The sequence below is a fragment of the Oceanospirillum sanctuarii genome, from assembly GCF_002150805.1.
GTDB classification, from domain to species: domain Bacteria; phylum Pseudomonadota; class Gammaproteobacteria; order Pseudomonadales; family Halomonadaceae; genus Oceanospirillum; species Oceanospirillum sanctuarii.
This window is the reverse complement of sequence record NZ_MTBA01000004.1, coordinates 141502-159015: the sequence shown is the minus strand read 5'-3', so window position 1 is coordinate 159015 and position 17514 is coordinate 141502. Positions and strand designations below refer to the sequence as shown.

The window sequence follows — 17514 nt, the reverse complement described above, 5'->3', positions numbered from 1 at the left end:
ATGCAATGCTTTTTCGTCTCTGGCTGGCTGATTCGGGCAGGCTGTAATACATTAGAAGTGAATTTTGTGTTTTCTGACAGACAGATTTGGTCTGTTTTTACTGCTTTGGCATGATTGCTGCCCTTTTTTCTTATTGGGGCTGGAACTCTTTAATCTGCTGGGGTAGTTTATACGCCCTTTTCAGACGGCACTTGACAAAAGTGCTCTATATAAAGTTGTAATACGCACGATAAGAGAGCTTTATTGGCTCCGCCTTTTTATTTTGTAATAAGAGAAGAGGCAGTGTTTGGATCTTCGATTAGTCTTTGAATTTGAATAGTCGTTGGATTTTGAACTTTTTGTACTTGTGGTCTTGAGTGACAGATTAAGCAGCCGGTCAGAGGCTGAACCGATTTCGCCACGAGTACGAATTTCTTTGATCAAACTGTTTCTGAACAGCCTTAGATAAAGAGACGCTCTCAATGGGAAAAGCACTAGTTATCGTCGAGTCTCCTGCAAAGGCTAAAACGATCAACAAGTATCTGGGCAAAGACTTTATTGTGAAGTCGAGTGTCGGCCATATCCGCGATCTGCCAACCAGCGGTGGTGCGAAAGAGCCTGTGGACGCCAAAGCGCGTGCCAAGGCTGCGGCGATTACCCGCAAAATGAGTCCGGACGAAAAGGCGATTCACAAAAAGCGTAAAGCCCGTGAGCAGCTGATTGCCCGTATGGGTATCGACCCTGAGCATGACTGGGAGGCGCATTACAAGATCCTGCCCGGTAAAGAGAAGGTCGTTTCTGAACTGCAAAAATTGGCGGCTGATGCCGACCAGATCTATCTCGCAACGGATTTGGACCGCGAAGGGGAGGCGATTGCCTGGCACCTGCGGGAAACCATAGGTGGTGACGATGAGCGTTATCACCGCGTTGTGTTCAACGAAATTACCAAAAACGCGATTCAGGATGCTTTTAAGGAGCCGGGTCGTCTGGATATGAGCCGCGTTAATGCTCAGCAGGCGCGCCGTTTTCTTGATCGTGTTGTGGGCTACATGGTGTCGCCACTGCTGTGGGCGAAAGTTGCCCGTGGTCTGTCGGCGGGTCGTGTTCAGTCGGTTGCGGTTCGTCTGATTGTCGAACGTGAGCGTGAAATTCGTGCCTTTGTACCGGAAGAGTACTGGGATGTTCATGCGGATCTGAATCGCGATGGCAAGATGCCGTTCCAGTGTGAAGTCACGAAAGAGAATGGCAAGGGCTTCCGTCCGACCAGCAAAGAGCAGACGGATAAAGCGCTGGCAGTGTTGAATGCTGCGGACTTTAAAGTTGCCAAGCGCGAAGACAAGCCGACCCAAACCAAGCCAACAGCCCCTTATATCACCTCCACTCTGCAGCAGGCGGCAAGTACCCGTCTGGGCTTCAGTGTGAAGAAAACCATGATGCTGGCGCAGCGTCTGTACGAAGCGGGTTACATCACCTATATGCGTACGGACTCCACCAACCTGAGTAAGGAAGCGGTGGACGGCTGTCGTGATTACATCGCTGAGAATTTCGGTAAAAAGTATCTGCCGGAAGCGCCAAACAGCTACAGCAGCAAAGAAGGTGCTCAGGAAGCGCACGAGGCGATTCGTCCTTCCGATGTGAACCGCTCTTCCACTGACCTGAAAGCGATGGAGCGTGACGCAGAGCGTCTGTACGAGCTGATCTGGCGTCAGTTTGTGGCTTGTCAGATGGTGCCTGCAGAATATATGAGCACCTCGCTGGTGGTTGAAGCTGCAAGCTTTGAGCTTCGCGCCCGTGGTCGTGTGATGCAGTTCGATGGTTTCACCCGTGTGATGCCGTCGAACAGTAAAAAAGATGAAGACCAGTCTCTGCCGGATCTTAAGGTCGGTGATCTGCTGACTCTTGAGCAGTTGCTGCCGAAACAGCACTTCACCAAACCCGTTGCCCGCTTTACTGAAGCAAGTCTGGTAAAAGAGCTGGAAAAACGCGGTATCGGCCGTCCTTCCACTTATGCTGCGATTATCTCCACTATTCAGGATCGTGGTTATGTGCGTCTTGAAAACCGCCGTTTCTACGCTGAGAAGATGGGAGATATCGTCACTGATCGTTTGAGTGAGAGCTTCAGCGACCTGATGGATTTCAGCTTCACGGCTCGTATGGAAGAGTCGCTGGATGATGTTGCTGAAGGTAAAAATGATTGGAAGAACCTGCTGAACAGCTTCTACAAAGACTTCAGTCAGCAGTTGGCTAAGGCAGAGTCTGAAGAGGGCGGTATGCGTCCGAATCAGGCGGTTGAGACCTCGATCTCCTGTCCTAGCTGTGGTCGTCCGATGCAGATCCGTACTGCAAGTACCGGTGTTTTCTTGGGTTGTTCCGGTTATGCACTGCCTCCTAAAGAGCGCTGCAAAACCACCATCAACCTGACTCCGGGTGAAGAGGCGATCAGTGCTGATGCGGATGACGAGGCTGAAACTCAGGCACTGCGAGCTAAGCGTCGTTGCTCCAAGTGTGGCACGGCGATGGAAAGTTACCTGATCGATGAGCAGCGAAAACTGCACGTCTGCGGTAACAATCCGGACTGTACCGGTTATGACGTTGAGCAGGGTGAATTCAAGATTAAGGGTTATGACGGCCCCGTACTTGAGTGTGATAAGTGTGGCTCTGAGATGCAGCTGAAGACAGGGCGTTTCGGCAAATACTTCGGTTGTACCAGTGAGAGCTGTAAAAACACCCGTAAGTTGCTGAGAAATGGTGAAGCTGCGCCACCTAAGATGGATCCTGTTCCTATGCCGGAGCTGGCCTGTCAGAAAGTGGAAGATCACTACGTACTGCGTGATGGTGCATCCGGCCTGTTCCTGGCAGCGAGCCAGTTCCCGAAAAACCGCGAAACCCGTCCGCCTCAGTTGGTGGAAATTCTGCCGCACAAGGCAGAAATTGACCCGAAATATAACTTCCTGATGGAAGGCCCGACCCACGATCCCGATGGAAATCCAACGGTGATTCGTTACAGCCGTAAAAATAAAGAGCAGTACCTGATGACAGAAGTTGAAGGTAAGGCCACTGGCTGGCAGGCATTTTATGAAGGTGGTCAATGGGTTAGCCACGAGAAGAAAAAAGCTACCCGAAAAACTGCCAAAAGCTAGTTCACATCCTGTGAATTTAAGCTAAACTGTGCGCCAAAGCAGTGACTAAAAGGCCGGTCTCAGACCGGCCTTTTAGCGTTCTGCTGTCTGTCAGCTATTCTCTATTCTGGGCGGTTGTTTTTATATGGCATCCTTTGCTTCACGAACCATGCAGAAGCTCTATTCTGCCCGGTTACTGTTACAGCATTTTGATCAGGTTGATCAGCAGGACGAGTTGGTTCGGCCTGCCTTTATCTCTGCCCATGCCGACGCGGTTGTCTTTCATCTTCAGGGAGCTCTTCAGGCTCTGCTGTATGAAATTGCTGAAACAGCCCGTATGCCGCAGGGGGAATGGAAAACGGCTGCTGATCTGCAGCGTGCCGCTGAAGATCAGGGACGCGTGATTCCTCATCTGAATCAGATTCTGGAGCTGGAAAAAGACAGTTTCAGTTGGCTGAGTCAGTTGAACCGACGTTACAGAGACTGTTGGTTACCTGAGTTAAAACAGGTAGAGACCGTTAATGATACATCTGCTGCTCAGTTGATCCCGCTGGCCAGTGATTCGGTATCGGAACAACAACAGCTCAATTCATGGCTGGAGAGTTTGCAGGCGTTTATCCGCGATCTGCGCCAGACCATGCAGGAATTTTGATTCAAGCAGGATGCTTTGTCTCATCGAATATTTTTTAAGAGGTAATCACCTTGTCTGATAGTCCGTATCTTGAAATTGTTGAGCTTGCTGATGGTGATGTCATTCTGCAGTCTGCAGATGACAATCAGGGTGAGCCCCTGGTGCGCATCCGTTTTGCACCTGAGATTGTTGAACATCTGCGCGGCGCAAGCTTTGATATTGCCCGTGAGATGATCGACAAGGCGATTCAGGACAATCGCTTGTGGGGAGAGGAGGATGAAGACGGTCCGAGTGAGGATGCCGTTATTCACTAAGGGATTAAGCTTCCCTGCTCCATAACGAAAAAAGCAGCCAGATGGCTGCTTTTTTATTTTCCAGCGGTTGCTGGGGGCGTTAGTTTGTTCGTGAACTCGCTGGTAAGAGTGATCTTACTGCAGGCCCTGGCCGTAGCCACCCCGGATGATACCAACACCAATACCTTCAATGGCAAGAGACTCAGTTTCCAGGTCAACAACAATCGGATCGAACTCTTCGTTCTCTGCGATCAGGTAAACCAGATTGCCTTCCTGCTTGAAGCGCTTAACCGTTACTTCATCGCCGATACGGGCAATAACAATCTGACCGTTACGGATGTCACTGGTCTGATGAACTGCCAGCAGATCGCCATCCATAATGCCGATGTCTTTCATACTCAAACCTTTAACCCGTAGCATGTAGTGAGCTTTAGGTCGGAAGAAGTCAGCGTTGACACCTGAGTAGCTGTCGATATGTTCCTGGGCCAGAATCGGGCTGCCGGCTGCAACCTGACCGATAACCGGAAGACCCTGTGCAGATTGCGATGGGAGTTTGATGCCCCGTGATGTACCCGGGATCATCTCAATTGCGCCTTTACGGGCCAGAGCGCGGAGGTGTTCTTCCGCAGCATTAGGAGAGCGGAAACCTAATGCCCGTGCAATTTCTGCCCGTGTCGGTGGGTAGCCTGTGGACTCCATATGCGACGTAATGAAGTCGAGCACTTCCTGCTGGCGTTTGGTCAATTTAGTCATGATGTCTCATCTGTCATTTTATACAGCGTGTACTTGCATACAGTTTACACAAAAATCCGCTTTTGTCTGCCCTTATAGGGATTTTTGTAAGGAATCTTTAAGGGAGGTGCTGTATGAATTCATTGCCTGTTGTCGAAAATGAAGCGTGCGGAAAGGTGCTGTTCTTCACTTGGCGGAAAAACAGGATCCGGAACTGTTTTAAAACAGCGTTTCACTTTGTTTACGATGCGGTTGGCGCTGGATCTGCCTAGATTCTTGACTTTGTTGACAATTCTATTTATGTTTCAAACATTCGTTTGATAGTTGCTCCTTGGTTAGCTTAAGCCATTCGGAGAAAGCCCTGCTTTCTCATCAGGCCTAAAGTTAGTCATGCCGCAGAAAAGTGATCGACAGAGGTGAGCATGGCTCAATTAGATACCGTCAGCCGTATTCTGGATACCGCCGAGATGTTGTTTGCAGAGAAGGGTTTTGCTGAAACCTCTTTGCGTACTATTACCAGTAAAGCCAAAGTTAACCTTGCCGCTGTGAACTATCACTTTGGTTCCAAAAAGGCGCTGATTCAGGCGGTGTTTGCCCGTTATCTGGATCCGTTTTCCGAGCGTTTTAATGAAGAGATGGATCTGTTGGAAAGCCGCCACAAAGGTGAAGAGATTCCTCTGAATGCGGTGCTGGAAACGCTGACGACGACCGTGATAACCATGCCAAGTCCGACCCGAAATGGTCTGTCTGTCTTTATGCGTCTTTTAGGTCTTGCATACACTCAGGCTCAGGGGCACATGCGTCGCTATTTGCAGGAGCAGTATGGTAGCGTCTTTTATCGTTTTACGGCTATGGTGCGTAGTGCTTCCAGTGATCTGCCGGATGTTGAGCGCTTCTGGCGTCTGCACTTTATGCTGGGTTCAGCGGTGTTTACGATGTCCAGTCTGGACGCCCTGAAAGATATCGCAGAGCAGGACTTTAACGAGCAAACCCGCGTGCGTGATGTGGTTCAGCGCCTGATTCCGTTTGTCTCTGCAGGTATGTCTGCTCCAATTCCTGATCTGACTGTTCCTGCAGGCGAACAGGACGACTCCTGATGACCGATCAGGTTTTAAATCAGCCTCAGCTTGCCCCTAGTTGGGAGCGGTTTGCTCCCGACGGGCACTGGTTGCAGGTCGATATCGAACGTCAGCAGGTCTACGTAATCCGGAAAGCAGAGTTTGAACTCTGCTTTCCTGTTTCTACAGCGTTGAATGGTGTTGGGCAGGAAGAGGGAAGTGGTTGTACGCCGCTGGGCTGGCATGCTATCCGCGCAAAAATCGGTGCCGGAACCCCTTTCAATGCCGTATATCGAGGTCGTCGCTGGACCGGTGAATGCTACACAGACGAGCTAGGTTCGGCTTTCCCGGAGCGGGACTGGATTCTGGGGCGTATTCTCTGGCTGAGTGGTCTGGAGTCTGGTTTTAATCGCGGTGGTGATCGGGATACGATGCGTCGATATATCTACTTCCACGGCACGCCGGATTCCGAGCCGATGGGGAAGCCACTTTCACACGGCTGTATCCGGATGCAGATGCAGGATATTGTTCTGCTTTATGAAGGTATTGCCGCATATACGCCGGTTTATATCGGTTGATTTGAGTTTTTATACTCTAATTTCTGTTCTTATGACCTTCAGCAAGCCGCTGGAGGTTTTTTTCTTTCCGGTTCTCTGTTAAATTTCGCGGTTTATTCAATTCTCTGTTACAGGATAATGTCGCTATGACCCACGGGCCAATTATGCTTGATCTGGAAGGCTTTGAGCTGACCGATGCAGAGCGCGAGCTGATCGTTCACCCTTTGGTGGGCGGTATTATTCTGTTTACCCGAAATTATCGTGATCCTTCTCAGCTGGAATATCTGACCCGCAGTATTCGTGAGCTACGTCCGGAAATTCTGATTGCTGTTGACCACGAAGGTGGTCGCGTTCAGCGTTTCCGTGATGGTTTTACCCGTATCCCACCGATGGCGCGTCTGGGCGAGCTGTTTATGAAGGACCCTGAAGCTGCGCTTGAGCTGGCCTGGGACACCGGCTGGCTGATGGCATCCGAACTCTTGGCTTATGGTCTGGATTTCACCTTCGCACCGGTTCTGGATCTGGATTACGGTAACAGTGAAGTGATTGGTGATCGTGCTTTTTCCGGACGTCCTGAAATTGTTACCCGTCTGGCAGATGCTTTGATTGAAGGCCTGCATGAAGCCGGTATGCCGGCTATCGGTAAGCATTTCCCGGGGCACGGTTATGTCGCTGCCGACTCCCATGTCGACTTGCCGATAGATGTTCGTCCTTTTTCTGAGATTGATGACAGCTGTCTGAAACCCTTTACCGCACTTTGCCCATTGCTGGATGGTGTCATGCCTGCTCATGTGATTTACGAGAAGGTTTCACCGGAACCTGCAGGTTTCTCGCCGTACTGGCTGAAAGATATTCTGCGTCGCCAGTTGGGCTTCAAAGGCGTGATCTTCAGTGATGATCTGGGTATGGCTGGTGCGGCGGCGGCTGGAGATTACTCAGCTCGTGCCCATGCAGCGCTGAGCGCAGGCTGCGATATGGTGCTGGTCTGTAATGACCGTGAAGGTGCCCTGCAGGTTATCGATGCGCTGAAAGATTACGACTTCTCCCCACGTTCTGAGCAGCGACTGTCTGCGCTGAGCGTTCTTTCCCGGCCGACACTGGATGCGTTGGACGCTGATCCCCGTTACAACCGGGTTGCGGATCAGCTGGAAGAGCTTATATAAGCTATTCTTTATTAAACCGAATTTATCCCGGTGCTGTATCCGACTGTAAGCGGATAGGGCTCCGGGATTTAATTATTTAATGACACAAAACAGACCATTGGAACTAAACAATGCCAGTAGAAAATAACCTGGAACGTATCAAAAAAGTCTTTGCCGAAGCGGATTGCCTGTGCACTAAAGAGCAGGTTGATGCTGCACTGGATAAGATGGCTGATGAGATTACTCAGAAGCTGGGTGATGAGCTGCCGGTGGTTTACTGTGTAATGAATGGCGGTCTGATCACAACCGGTCACCTGCTGACCCGTCTGGACTTCCCTCTGGAAGTGGACTACATCCATGCTACCCGTTATCGCGGTGAGACCACAGGCGGAGAGCTGTACTGGCGTGTGCCACCAGAAGTAAATATGGAAGGTCGTACGGTAATGATCGTAGATGACATTCTGGACGAGGGCCACACTCTGGCAGCCATTCTGGACTACTGCAAAGAACAGGGTGCAAAAGCCGTTTACAGCGCCGTTCTGGTTGATAAACTGCATGACCGCAAAGCACGTCCGGGTATGACTGCAAGCTTTACTGGTATGGAAGTTGAAGACCGCTACCTGTTCGGTTTTGGTATGGATTTCCAGGGCTTCCTGCGTAACGCACCGGGTATCTACGCGCCTAAGGGTATGTAATCCGGTTCGGGTAAGTTTAAAAGCCGCTGTTTCGCAGCGGCTTTTTTGATTCGGCAGATAAACTAAAACCTGCCTTTCAGAACGTAAGCATTAGGATAAGACAGATGTTGGCAATTATCGGTGGTACCGGCCTGACTCAGATGGAAGGTCTGAATGTTGTTTCCCGTCAACAGGTTTCAACCCAGTGGGGTGAGCCATCTGCAGAGATCGTGACCGGCTCAATTGAGGGTAAAGAGGTGCTGTTTCTTGCGCGTCATGGCCACCCTCATCGTATTCCGCCGCACAAGGTTAACTATCGCGCGAATATTCAGGCGCTGAAAGATGCCGGTGCAACAGCGATCATTGCGGTCAACGCGGTGGGTGGTATTCATCCTGAGTGCGAGCCTGCTGGCCTGATGATTCCGGACCAGATCGTGGATTACACCTGGGGACGTGAGCACACCTTCTTTGCAGATGATCTGGATGAAGTTGTTCATATCGACTTCAGCTGGCCCTACGATGAGCCTCTGCGTCAATTGTTGTTGAAAGAAGCTGCCAACTTGCAGCTGAAGGTGATGGACAAAGGTGTCTATGGCGCGACGCAGGGCCCTCGTCTTGAGACCGCCGGTGAGATTCAGCGCATGAAGCGTGATGGTTGCGATATTGTCGGTATGACAGGTATGCCGGAAGCAGCGCTGGCCCGTGAAGTTGAACTGCCTTATGCCTGCGTGGCTCTGGTGGTCAATATGGCGGCAGGTCTGACTGACGAAATCATTACTATGGCAGAGATTGAAGAAGCGCTGCATCAGGGGATGGGTAAGGTTCTTAACCTGTTGTCATCTTCCGCTAAAGTGTATCAGGACTAAATCCTTCGGGAATCAGTCAGTTAAGGCTGGCAGGCTCTTCTGATAATGAAAAACGGCTACGGGGGATTCCGTAGCCGTTTTTTTATGTCATCAAATTACCGAAAAGGGGTCATGGTATCGTCATCTGATCGATCTAGTCTTGCCTCAACAAAGCAACTTACTGATACCAATCGACAGGCAAAGACCTGTGATACTTGCTGAGGTGATCCCATGACACAGAGTTATATCAATCAGGTTCTGGAGCGCTTTTCCGCTGAGCTGACTAAAACCGAAGATCAGGCAATGACACTTTCTCTGCGCGCGCATCTGTTACATGAAGCTAAGCGTCTGCAGGAAACCCTGAAAGCTCTGATCGTTCAGAGTGAGTTAAGTCATCCGGAGATTTTCTTTATCAATACTCTGGATCATTTTATCGCCTGTGCGCGCCTGGAGCGTGCTGACAAACTGCAAGCACATTGCTTATCGCTTAAGGCAGAGCTGGGTCGGGTTCGTTCTGGTGCCGGATGTCAGAAGGTAGAACAGGAAAGTCGTTGGGGAGCTGGTCGGGTAATGTCAGGAGAAGGTGTTCAGGCGATTTCAGCATAAATCGCCTGAATAAGACTGATCAGATTAGCTTTCTGTTTGCTGCAGGCGTTCTTCGCGGCGCTTGATCAGCATCAGATTCACACCTTCCTCAATAGCAGACTCGATATCAAACTCCGGAAAGGCAGGGATGAGTTTCCGGCGGATATCCATGATAGGGGTTCCTTCAGGGAATTCACCAATAGGCAGCTTTACGCCCCGGGTTGATTTGCCACGGCGTACCGGAATCTTGTTCAGTGTGCTCCAGGCCAGAACAAAGCGCTTCTCATCTTCCATTGCAGGAATATCGACAGAGAGTGGTTCCTGCTTAGCGCGATCCAGCGCGATACCATCAAGCAGATGGCCGTTTTCATGCAGAATGCCTTCTTCCACCAGATGTCTTTCCAGCGCATCACGATCTGTTGGATCCGCAATCACCTTATCTTCAACCAGTTGCTTGATCACTTTCGTGTCGGCATACACCGGATTTCCTTCACAGTCGAAAATATCATAGGTAGGGCGAAACATTTTATTGAAGCCGTGGTAGTACCCCAGGGTCATGTATTGTCGACTCATAGACTGGTCCTGCACTCTTGCTGTCGTTTTTATTGGTTCTCTATTCCGTGAGACGGATTCTGAGCAAAAATATTATAGGCTGTATTTTATGAAAAAAACGAGTCTAATTTTAGAAAAATCCGGCATTTCATAAGGTTATAGATGTGCTCTTGATTCGTATCAAAGCCATTTTTTGCCACATGTTACGGAGTTATCACTAAGGTATAAGGTGTTTTGCACATCAGGTTGCCAACTGGATACTGACCGGTGTCATACAATTTATGCTTTAGAGATGAAAAGGCTTTGTCTTTTTCCTAAACTCAAAGTCTTAGGGTTTTCCCTAGCTCTTATCTGAGAAAGAGACTGGGGAAGTGTTGAGCCTGATCTGCGTGGGTAGCCTGAAACGGAATAGGGGAGCTGACAGATGATGAAATTAACCGGTAAAGAGTTTGCCCGTCACCCGGAGCAGTGGGTGAATCAGACCGTTCAGGAACACGGTACCATAGTGATTGAAGGTGAGATTGGTCGTGCTGTGATGATCTCAGAAGAGGACTGGAACTCTATCAACGATATTCTTCAGGTGGTTTCCATGTCGGGAATGGCAGAGTCCATCCGTTCAGGCTTGCAGGATGAGATCGATTTGACCGCTGAGAATATCGACTAGCAGCTGTTTTTAATGGGTAACCGTTAAAGCCAGACCAGAATGCCTGTTTAAGCCAAATCAAACTAAGCACAGTTATCAAAAAAACGGCCTCCAGTGAGGCCGTTTTTTATTAGAAGCTTTGCGGCTGGGTTATTCCGCACCAAGTTCGTAGGTGCGGTTTTTATCCCAGTACTTATTAAACAGGTTGGGCAGCATCGCTTCCAGTTGGCTCAGATCTTCTGGCCAGGGGTAGTTGATCTCAGGGTCTGGCAAAACCTGTATCTGCTTGAGAAAATCTTCCTGACCTGTTTGAGCTTCGTAGGCCTCGCGTGCCGCAAATACCAGACCTTCGCCGGTAATATCCTCGATAGGATCCTTCACGTCACTGAACTCAGCTAGTCGGTCTGCATTTTCCAGAATTGCTTCAAACTTTTGTTGACCGAAAGAGAGTAGCCAAAGGCGGAAGTCCTCAAAGATATCGTCATTGATATAGCTTTGAAGAATAAAGTTGGCCATCAGTACAGGGAAGCAGAAGGCTCTGTTTTTCTGTTGGGCGAGATGGTTTTCAAAGGCGATTAGCTGCTCCGGCGACAAACCTGCCAGTGAGTTGGCGATCTGCTGGTATTGTCCTTCCGAACCTGGGTTGTTTTGCAGCAGGGACAGATTAATGATGTCCCAGAATTCTTGTTCTGTCATGGGGGGTGTCTCAAACATCTAAGTCGTGTCAATTATATCCTTATGACAAAAGAGGGTGACGACTCTGATCAAAAAAGATGTTTGTGCTGTGCTCCTTATGGACTTCTGATGACCTGTGTCACAGCATTTGGGGTTTACATGGGGAAGTTTTGCCTTCAGTCGTGATCACTTTCTCAGGATTGAAACAGCAGCGCACAAGGATACTGGCTAAGCTGTAAAGGAGAGTGACCCAGCGGATGCAGCGGTAGGCTATGGGGAATCATTAAGGAGACAGATGTGACCTACAGACAAGCAGATATGAGCCTCTGGAAGCGTAAACGCCTTAAAGATCAGGCTGCAGTGCCGTCGGATCGTTTTTGGAGTGGGCAGGTTTGTGAGTTAGGGCGGTATAGTCCCGACGATACTCTTTTGGAGGGAGAGCTGACGCCCCTGGCGCTGATCGGCTTTGCTTCAGATGAAGGGATCAAACGTAATGCTGGGCGTTCCGGAGCTATTCATGGGCCTTTGGTGATCCGTAAAGCACTGGCGAGTCTTGCATGGCATCTGCAGCGTAAAGTTTTTGATGCGGGGGATATCTGGTGTGAAGAGGAGCAGCTGATCATCGCCCAGAGCCAGTTGGCGGGCCATATCGCCCATCTGCTGGATATGGGACTGCAGCCTATGATTCTTGGTGGCGGTCGAGAGATGGTCTGGGCCAGTTATCAGGGCGCATCCCGATATGTTTCAGCCGGGCAAGCGGATGCAGCCATCGGGGTGATCAGCCTGAGTTCCCGCCTGGCTTTGGCAGATACCGAACCTCAACCCAGCGCACTTTCTGCGTTTTATCAGATCGCCCGCCATTGCGAAGAGCGTAATCTGGATTTTCCCTGTTTCTGTTTGGGGGTAGATGAGCAGGTAACTTCAATCGATGAGTTTGATCGTGCTGAAGAATACGGGGTGCTTTGGCGATTGAGTGCGGAGTGTGAACGGGATGATTTTGCCGATATCCGACAGGATGTCAGCGAGTTTCTGGCCAGTCTTGATTATCTCTATCTCTCTGTCAGTCTGGATCTGTTTTCCTTTGCAGCCGCTCCCGGTGTCAGTGCTCCATCTCCATTTGGTCTTGATGCCCGAACAGGTATTGGTCTTCTGAAACTGATTCTCGAAGAAGCCAGGAGGGCTGAAGTCCCCCTATTGCTGGCAGATATTGCAGAGTGCAACCCGCTTGAAGATGCCGACGGACGAACTGCGCGTCTTGCGGCGGGGCTGATCTTTGAGCTGGCACGTTTATAATGTGTTTTTTTCTTGCCTGAGGCTGATATGAGAGACGTGTTAATCAACCGCGAGCCGGTTGAGTTGTTTAAGATTCTGAAGTTTGAAAGTCTGGTGAATAGTGGCGGTGAAGCCAAGCAGGTGATTGAGTCTGGTTATGTGCTGGTCAACAATGAGGTGGAAACCCGAAAACGCCGTAAAATTGTTTCCGGTGATGTGATTGAGTTTAATCAGGAGCAGCTGAAGGTCGTTCTGGAATCCTGATCTTGGCTTTAAGAATGTAATAAGCCCCGAAGCTATCAGGATCACTGATTGGCTTCGGGGCTTAGTTGTTTTAGTGGTTAAGTTTTAGTTTTGCTACCAGCTTTAGCTCTTAACTTTGAACCCTTAACCCTTTAACTTTCGGCTCTTAGCTTTCAACTCTTAATTTTCAACAAAGGCCCGTTCGATCACATAGTGACCCGCTGAGCTATTCTTGGCTTCAGTGAAGCCCTGTTCCTCGAGAATCTCCACGGTTTCTTTCAGCATGGATGGGCCGCCGCAGATCATAAAACGATCATTTTCCAGATCGAACGCAGGCAGATCCAGATCTTCAAATAGCTTTCCACTGCGCATCAGGTCGGTTAGTCGCCCCTGATTCTTATAGGCTTCACGGGTTACAGTCGGATAGTAGACCAGCTTTTCACGGATCAGATCACCAAAGTATTCGTGCTCCGGCAGCTCTTTCTCGATCAATTCCTGATACGCCAACTCTGAGGTGTAACGCACACCATGGGTCAGAATGACCTTGTCGTACTGCTCGTAAATTTCCGGATCACGAATGATGCTCAGAAAAGGTGCCAGCCCCGTACCTGTGCTGATCAGATAAAGGTTTTTACCCGGTAACAGATGATCGTTAATCAGAGTGCCGGTTGGCTTGCTGCTGAGAATCAGTTCGTCTCCGGGCTTAATGCTCTGCAGGCGGGATGTTAACGGGCCGTCCGGTACCTTAATACTGAAGAACTCGAGGTGATCTTCATAGTTAGCACTGGCAATACTGTATGCACGCATCAGAGGGCGGCCTTCAACCTCAAGGCCGATCATAATAAAGTGACCGTTCTTAAAGCGCAGGGTTGAAGCCCGGCTGGTTTTGAAACTGAACAGATTGTTATCCCAGTGATGAACACTGAGAACCTCTTCTTTGATAAGTGCAGACATTGAGTCCTCCGGGTTGCCCCTGGCTGAACACTGGAGCAGTGCGATTAAGTAATTGCACAGAGTGTAGCTGCTGACTAATCTATCGGGTAAATGGTTAATTTGAATTTCATTTATCTGTTTTATTGATAAGTTTTGCTTGTTCTTATCGTCGCAGAATCATGGGGCTAAATAACCCAGTATTTCACTCAGTATAAATCAGGTTGGAGTTTGTGATGCGCTACAGTCTTCGTCAGCTGGAGGTTTTTCTGGCTGCGGCTCATTTTGAAAACATCACCAAAGCTGCTCAGTCATTGTCGATGTCGCAATCTGCAGCCAGCAGTGCTCTCAAAGAGTTGGAGCAGCAGTTTGATATTCAGCTGTTTGATCGGGTAGGTAAGCGCTTGCAGCTGAATGAGCTGGGACGGCTGATACGGCCTCAGGCTGAAGCGTTAATTACTCAGGCCGAGGAGCTTGAAGTAGCCCTCCAACAACATCAGCAGCCGGGCAACCTGAATGTTGGTGCCACTCTGAGTATCGGTAACTATCTGGCGGTCAATATTATGGCGCGCTATATGGCGGATCAGCCGGATGCCAAGGTGACGTTGGATGTAGAGAATACTGCGGCTATCGCCCGAAAAGTGTTGAATTTTGAGCTGGATGTTGGCTTGGTTGAGGGCGAAATTCAGCATCAGGAGCTGGAAGTCATTCCCTGGCGTGAAGATGAGCTGGTGGTTTTTGCCGCGCCGGATCATCCTCTGGTTAATGCGGGTCAGCCCCTCGATGATGCAGCGCTTAAATCCGCCTGCTGGATTCTCAGGGAGTCCGGTTCCGGTACCCGCCAGACATTTGATCGCATTATGAGTGGTATCCTGCCGGAGCTGAATGTGCTTCTGGAGTTGCAGCATACCGAAGCGATTAAGCGTGCTGTGGAAGCAGGGATGGGCTTGGGTTGTCTTTCCCGTGTCACGCTTCAGGATGCTTTTAATCGGGGTTCGCTGGTTCCCCTTGAAGTGCCCCATCGTGATACCCGTCGGCTGTTTTACTTTATTCTGCACAAGCAGAAGTATCGCAGTGCCGGTGTGAAGCGCTGGCTGGAACTTTGTCAGCAGTAGCTGCCAGAAAGCACTCGACGGGATCGCCTTGACTCTTATCACGGCTAAGGCACACTAGTTCGGGTTTATCTATTGTCAGGGAGTTTTCTGTGTTTCAGAGTCGCGCTTTATCAGGATCAGATTTGTTTTCTTCATTCGGCAGTGCAGGTACCAAAGCGTCATTAAAAGCGGTGCTTCTTGCGCTGATCGGTGTTTTGTTTTCCGGTTGGGTGCAGGCGGGTTTTGTTCCTCAGGATTCCCGGGTACCCGGTGGTGTTGCAGTGATCGAACTGCCTCAGAGAGGGGATTCTCCTCCCCATGTCTTTTTTCAGAAGGACCGGGTTTTTACCGCTAAAACCGATGGCAAATGGTACGCCTGGGTTGGTTTGCCTCTCGCTTTGAAAGCCGGAAGCTATTCTGCTTATTGGCGGACTAAAGAGGGCGATAAGCCACTGACATTTCAGGTGGTCGATAAGAAATATCAGGAACAACATCTGACGGTTGCTAATAAGCACGTGAACCTGAGCGAAGAACAGCTCAAGCGTGTGCGTCGCGAGACCCCTGAGATCCGTGGTGCGATGGATACCTTTAAGCCCGTGATCTACCCGCTGCCGGAACAGTTGGTACAGCCATCTGAAGGGCGTATCAGCAGCTCTTTTGGTCTGCGTCGGGTATTTAACGGTCAGCCCCGTAAGCCTCATAGCGGAATGGATATCGCAGCACCTACCGGTACACCTGTGCTTTCAGCGCTGAACGGTAAAGTGGCCGCGATTGGTGATTACTACTTCAACGGGAAGACTGTGATTGTTGATCACGGTCAGGGGCTGACAACTTTGTATTGTCATCTGTCGAAAACAGAGTCTCTGAAGGTCGGGGATAAAGTGACTGCCGGAGAGAAATTGGGCGAGGTTGGTGCAACGGGGCGTGTTACCGGCCCGCATCTGCATTGGACGGTAACCCTGAACGGTGCCCGGGTTGATCCTGCGCTCTTTCTGAAGCAATAAATAAAGAGATCTTAAATCTTTGTCCGTTAAAAAGGCCGCTACTGATTCACTGGTTGGTGATGAGAGTAGCGGCCTTTTTACGTTTGGCGCTTTGCGGGAATTAGCCCTGCAGATATGCCGCGATCCCTTTGCCAGCCCGGTGCCCTGTGGCTAGGCAGGCAGTCAGCAGGTAGCCTCCGGTAGGTGCTTCCCAGTTCAGCATCTCACCGGCAAAGAAGAGTCCCGGCAGATCCCTTGACATCAGGTGTTCATTCAGCTGTTCAAACTTAACCCCACCTGAGGTGCTGATCGCCCTGTCTATCGGTTGGGTTGCGGTCAGTTCCAGCGGCAGTGCTTTAATAGCTGCGGCAAGCTGGCGGGTATCCTGAAAGGTGCCTTTATCGGTGAGCTGTTTCAACAGTGCCTGTTTGACCGGGCTGAGTTTCAGTTGTTTCAGGCAATGGCTGATGGAGCGTTTACCCCGGTTGCTGAGGGCGCTCTCGATCTCGTTCTGAGCTCTTGCGGGCAGCAGATCTATCATCAACCTAGCTTTGCCCTGTTTGATAATCAGGTCTCTCAGAGGTGCTGAAACGCCGTAGACCAAACCGCCTTCGATACCTTCGCTGCTGATCATCAGGTCACCGCTTTTCGTAACGATATCTCCAGCAGGGTTTGTTGCGGAAACCAGCACCCCCTTTAACGGGATGCCGGCAAACTCATCACGGAAGGCTTTTGGCCAATCCACCAGAAAACCACAGTTGCTGGGATGCAGGTCCGTCAGTGCCAAGCCTTTATCTGACACTTGTTTCTGCCAGAGTCCATCACTGCCCAGTTTTTTCCAACTGCCGCCGCCCAGTGCCAGCAGGGTGGCTTTGCTATGCACCTGAATAGCGCCTGAGGGAGTTTTGAAAACAAGTGCCCCATCCTGCCAGCCTTGCCAGTAGAAACGGGTGTGAAGTTTCAGACCTAAACCTTTCAGGTAGTGCAGCCAGCTGCGCAGCAGGGGAGCGGCTTTCATGCCGATAGGGAAAACCCGACCGGATGAGCCGATAAAGGTCTCGATCCCCATGGATTCTACCCAACTTTTAACCTGTTGATTGTCGAAGCTTTCAACGGCGTTAAGCAGATGGGGATGAGCGCCTTGCACCGAGTTTGTGCAATATCGGGTCAGAAAGGTTTCTGTCGGTTCGGCATGGCTGATATTCATGCCGCTCTTTCCGGCATAGAGAAACTTACGGGCAAGGGTGGGCATCGCCTCAAAAAGATCGACGCTGAAGCCTTGTTCCAACAGAACCTGTGCTGCCATGAGTCCGGCAGGACCACCACCAACAATTACGGCACCTTCAGCCTGATAGAGGGGGGGAGAGATTGCTTCGGTGCTGGTTTTTGGTTCTTTGTGGGAAACAGGCATGACATTCTCGGGGCTGGCAACGCGTAGGCTTAAAGAAAGATCGGGGATTTTAAAGAAGTGACAGGATTTTGTCCTCTGCTTTGTCCTGTCGGCTGT

Annotated in this window: 19 protein-coding genes; 14 read left to right on the top strand and 5 right to left on the bottom strand. The window is 50.2% G+C overall.

The genetic code is table 11. The features are described from left to right. Window positions 1-461: 461 nt before the first annotated feature. The 3 genes from topA to BV405_RS07675 all read left to right on the top strand — a co-directional run bounded on the left by topA (window position 462) and on the right by BV405_RS07675 (window position 4043). On the top strand, window positions 462-3119 hold the full coding sequence (gene topA, locus BV405_RS07685) for a type I DNA topoisomerase (protein ID WP_086480294.1): 2658 nt from the start codon (window positions 462-464) through the stop codon (window positions 3117-3119). A gap of 124 nt (window positions 3120-3243) precedes the next feature. Continuing rightward, window positions 3244-3750, top strand: coding sequence for a DUF6586 family protein (locus tag BV405_RS07680; protein WP_086480293.1), 507 nt, complete (start codon window positions 3244-3246; stop codon window positions 3748-3750). Window positions 3751-3800: 50 nt separating this feature from the next. Beyond that, window positions 3801-4043, top strand: coding sequence for a hypothetical protein (locus BV405_RS07675; protein ID WP_086480292.1), 243 nt, complete (start codon window positions 3801-3803; stop codon window positions 4041-4043). A gap of 114 nt (window positions 4044-4157) precedes the next feature. On the opposite strand, the gene lexA is transcribed toward BV405_RS07675, so the two are convergent. Next, window positions 4158-4775 carry a transcriptional repressor LexA gene (gene lexA, locus BV405_RS07670; RefSeq protein ID WP_086480291.1) on the bottom strand — a complete coding sequence of 206 codons (618 nt, stop codon included), beginning with the start codon at window positions 4773-4775 and terminating at the stop codon, window positions 4158-4160. Window positions 4776-5176: 401 nt separating this feature from the next. On the opposite strand from lexA, the gene BV405_RS07665 reads away from it, so the two are divergent. The 6 genes from BV405_RS07665 (at window position 5177) to BV405_RS07640 (ending at window position 9636) form a co-directional block, all read left to right on the top strand. Next, window positions 5177-5851 (top strand): TetR/AcrR family transcriptional regulator, encoded by a 675-nt coding sequence (locus BV405_RS07665; RefSeq protein ID WP_086480290.1) that lies wholly within the window; start codon window positions 5177-5179, stop codon window positions 5849-5851. After that, on the top strand, window positions 5851-6390 hold the full coding sequence (locus BV405_RS07660; protein ID WP_086480289.1) for a L,D-transpeptidase: 540 nt from the start codon (window positions 5851-5853) through the stop codon (window positions 6388-6390). Before BV405_RS07665 ends, BV405_RS07660 begins: the two co-directional genes overlap by 1 nt. Before the next feature lie 125 nt (window positions 6391-6515). After that, a complete protein-coding gene (nagZ, locus tag BV405_RS07655) occupies window positions 6516-7532 on the top strand; it encodes a beta-N-acetylhexosaminidase (RefSeq protein ID WP_086480288.1) in 1017 nt (338 codons plus the stop codon). Window positions 7533-7642: 110 nt separating this feature from the next. Next, window positions 7643-8206 (top strand): hypoxanthine-guanine phosphoribosyltransferase, encoded by a 564-nt coding sequence (locus BV405_RS07650; RefSeq protein WP_086480287.1) that lies wholly within the window; start codon window positions 7643-7645, stop codon window positions 8204-8206. 104 nt (window positions 8207-8310) lie between these two features. Beyond that, complete coding sequence (locus BV405_RS07645; protein ID WP_086480286.1) at window positions 8311-9051, top strand: S-methyl-5'-thioinosine phosphorylase; 741 nt, start codon at window positions 8311-8313, stop codon at window positions 9049-9051. A gap of 210 nt (window positions 9052-9261) precedes the next feature. Then, entirely contained in the window at window positions 9262-9636 is a 375-nt protein-coding gene (locus tag BV405_RS07640) for a hypothetical protein (RefSeq protein WP_086480285.1), read from the top strand. A 24-nt stretch (window positions 9637-9660) separates the two neighbouring features. Here the strand turns inward: BV405_RS07640 and BV405_RS07635 are convergent, their stop codons facing one another. Then, window positions 9661-10188, bottom strand: a complete 528-nt coding sequence (locus BV405_RS07635) for a hypothetical protein (protein WP_140054518.1) — start codon at window positions 10186-10188, stop codon at window positions 9661-9663. Window positions 10189-10591: 403 nt separating this feature from the next. Here BV405_RS07635 and BV405_RS07630 point away from each other — a divergent pair, with 403 nt between their 5' ends. After that, on the top strand, window positions 10592-10831 hold the full coding sequence (locus BV405_RS07630; protein ID WP_086480283.1) for a type II toxin-antitoxin system Phd/YefM family antitoxin: 240 nt from the start codon (window positions 10592-10594) through the stop codon (window positions 10829-10831). Window positions 10832-10960: 129 nt separating this feature from the next. Here BV405_RS07630 and BV405_RS07625 read toward each other — a convergent pair whose 3' ends face one another. Beyond that, a complete protein-coding gene (locus tag BV405_RS07625) occupies window positions 10961-11506 on the bottom strand; it encodes a DUF4240 domain-containing protein (RefSeq protein ID WP_176330080.1) in 546 nt (181 codons plus the stop codon). A gap of 276 nt (window positions 11507-11782) precedes the next feature. Between BV405_RS07625 and BV405_RS07620 the strand changes: the two genes are divergently transcribed. Further along, a complete protein-coding gene (locus BV405_RS07620) occupies window positions 11783-12778 on the top strand; it encodes a formimidoylglutamase (protein WP_086480281.1) in 996 nt (331 codons plus the stop codon). Window positions 12779-12805: 27 nt separating this feature from the next. Further along, window positions 12806-13021, top strand: a complete 216-nt coding sequence (locus tag BV405_RS07615) for an RNA-binding S4 domain-containing protein (protein WP_086480280.1) — start codon at window positions 12806-12808, stop codon at window positions 13019-13021. 159 nt (window positions 13022-13180) lie between these two features. Here BV405_RS07615 and BV405_RS07610 read toward each other — a convergent pair whose 3' ends face one another. Next, complete coding sequence (locus tag BV405_RS07610; RefSeq protein ID WP_086480279.1) at window positions 13181-13954, bottom strand: ferredoxin--NADP reductase; 774 nt, start codon at window positions 13952-13954, stop codon at window positions 13181-13183. Between the two features lie 212 nt (window positions 13955-14166). On the opposite strand from BV405_RS07610, the gene BV405_RS07605 reads away from it, so the two are divergent. Both BV405_RS07605 and BV405_RS07600 read left to right on the top strand, forming a co-directional pair. Further along, the gene (locus BV405_RS07605) at window positions 14167-15045 is read left to right on the top strand and encodes a LysR family transcriptional regulator (RefSeq protein ID WP_086480278.1); all 879 of its coding nucleotides are present in this window, start codon (window positions 14167-14169) and stop codon (window positions 15043-15045) included. 122 nt (window positions 15046-15167) lie between these two features. Then, window positions 15168-16028 carry a peptidoglycan DD-metalloendopeptidase family protein gene (locus BV405_RS07600; RefSeq protein WP_217895599.1) on the top strand — a complete coding sequence of 287 codons (861 nt, stop codon included), beginning with the start codon at window positions 15168-15170 and terminating at the stop codon, window positions 16026-16028. A gap of 100 nt (window positions 16029-16128) precedes the next feature. Here the strand turns inward: BV405_RS07600 and BV405_RS07595 are convergent, their stop codons facing one another. Continuing rightward, window positions 16129-17418: a TIGR03862 family flavoprotein gene (locus tag BV405_RS07595; protein ID WP_086480277.1), complete on the bottom strand. Its 1290-nt coding sequence runs from the start codon at window positions 17416-17418 to the stop codon at window positions 16129-16131. Between the last annotated feature and the right edge of the window lie 96 nt (window positions 17419-17514).

Coding starts and splice junctions, on each gene's coding strand:
- topA (WP_086480294.1), top strand. CDS start 462: ATGGGAAAAGCACTAGTTATCGTCGAGTCTCCTGCAAAGGCTAAAACG.
- BV405_RS07680 (WP_086480293.1), top strand. CDS start 3,244: ATGGCATCCTTTGCTTCACGAACCATGCAGAAGCTCTATTCTGCCCGG.
- lexA (WP_086480291.1), bottom strand. CDS start 4,775: ATGACTAAATTGACCAAACGCCAGCAGGAAGTGCTCGACTTCATTACG.
- BV405_RS07665 (WP_086480290.1), top strand. CDS start 5,177: ATGGCTCAATTAGATACCGTCAGCCGTATTCTGGATACCGCCGAGATG.
- BV405_RS07660 (WP_086480289.1), top strand. CDS start 5,851: ATGACCGATCAGGTTTTAAATCAGCCTCAGCTTGCCCCTAGTTGGGAG.
- nagZ (WP_086480288.1), top strand. CDS start 6,516: ATGACCCACGGGCCAATTATGCTTGATCTGGAAGGCTTTGAGCTGACC.
- BV405_RS07650 (WP_086480287.1), top strand. CDS start 7,643: ATGCCAGTAGAAAATAACCTGGAACGTATCAAAAAAGTCTTTGCCGAA.
- BV405_RS07645 (WP_086480286.1), top strand. CDS start 8,311: ATGTTGGCAATTATCGGTGGTACCGGCCTGACTCAGATGGAAGGTCTG.
- BV405_RS07640 (WP_086480285.1), top strand. CDS start 9,262: ATGACACAGAGTTATATCAATCAGGTTCTGGAGCGCTTTTCCGCTGAG.
- BV405_RS07635 (WP_140054518.1), bottom strand. CDS start 10,188: ATGAGTCGACAATACATGACCCTGGGGTACTACCACGGCTTCAATAAA.
- BV405_RS07630 (WP_086480283.1), top strand. CDS start 10,592: ATGATGAAATTAACCGGTAAAGAGTTTGCCCGTCACCCGGAGCAGTGG.
- BV405_RS07625 (WP_176330080.1), bottom strand. CDS start 11,506: ATGACAGAACAAGAATTCTGGGACATCATTAATCTGTCCCTGCTGCAA.
- BV405_RS07615 (WP_086480280.1), top strand. CDS start 12,806: ATGAGAGACGTGTTAATCAACCGCGAGCCGGTTGAGTTGTTTAAGATT.
- BV405_RS07610 (WP_086480279.1), bottom strand. CDS start 13,954: ATGTCTGCACTTATCAAAGAAGAGGTTCTCAGTGTTCATCACTGGGAT.
- BV405_RS07605 (WP_086480278.1), top strand. CDS start 14,167: ATGCGCTACAGTCTTCGTCAGCTGGAGGTTTTTCTGGCTGCGGCTCAT.
- BV405_RS07595 (WP_086480277.1), bottom strand. CDS start 17,418: ATGCCTGTTTCCCACAAAGAACCAAAAACCAGCACCGAAGCAATCTCT.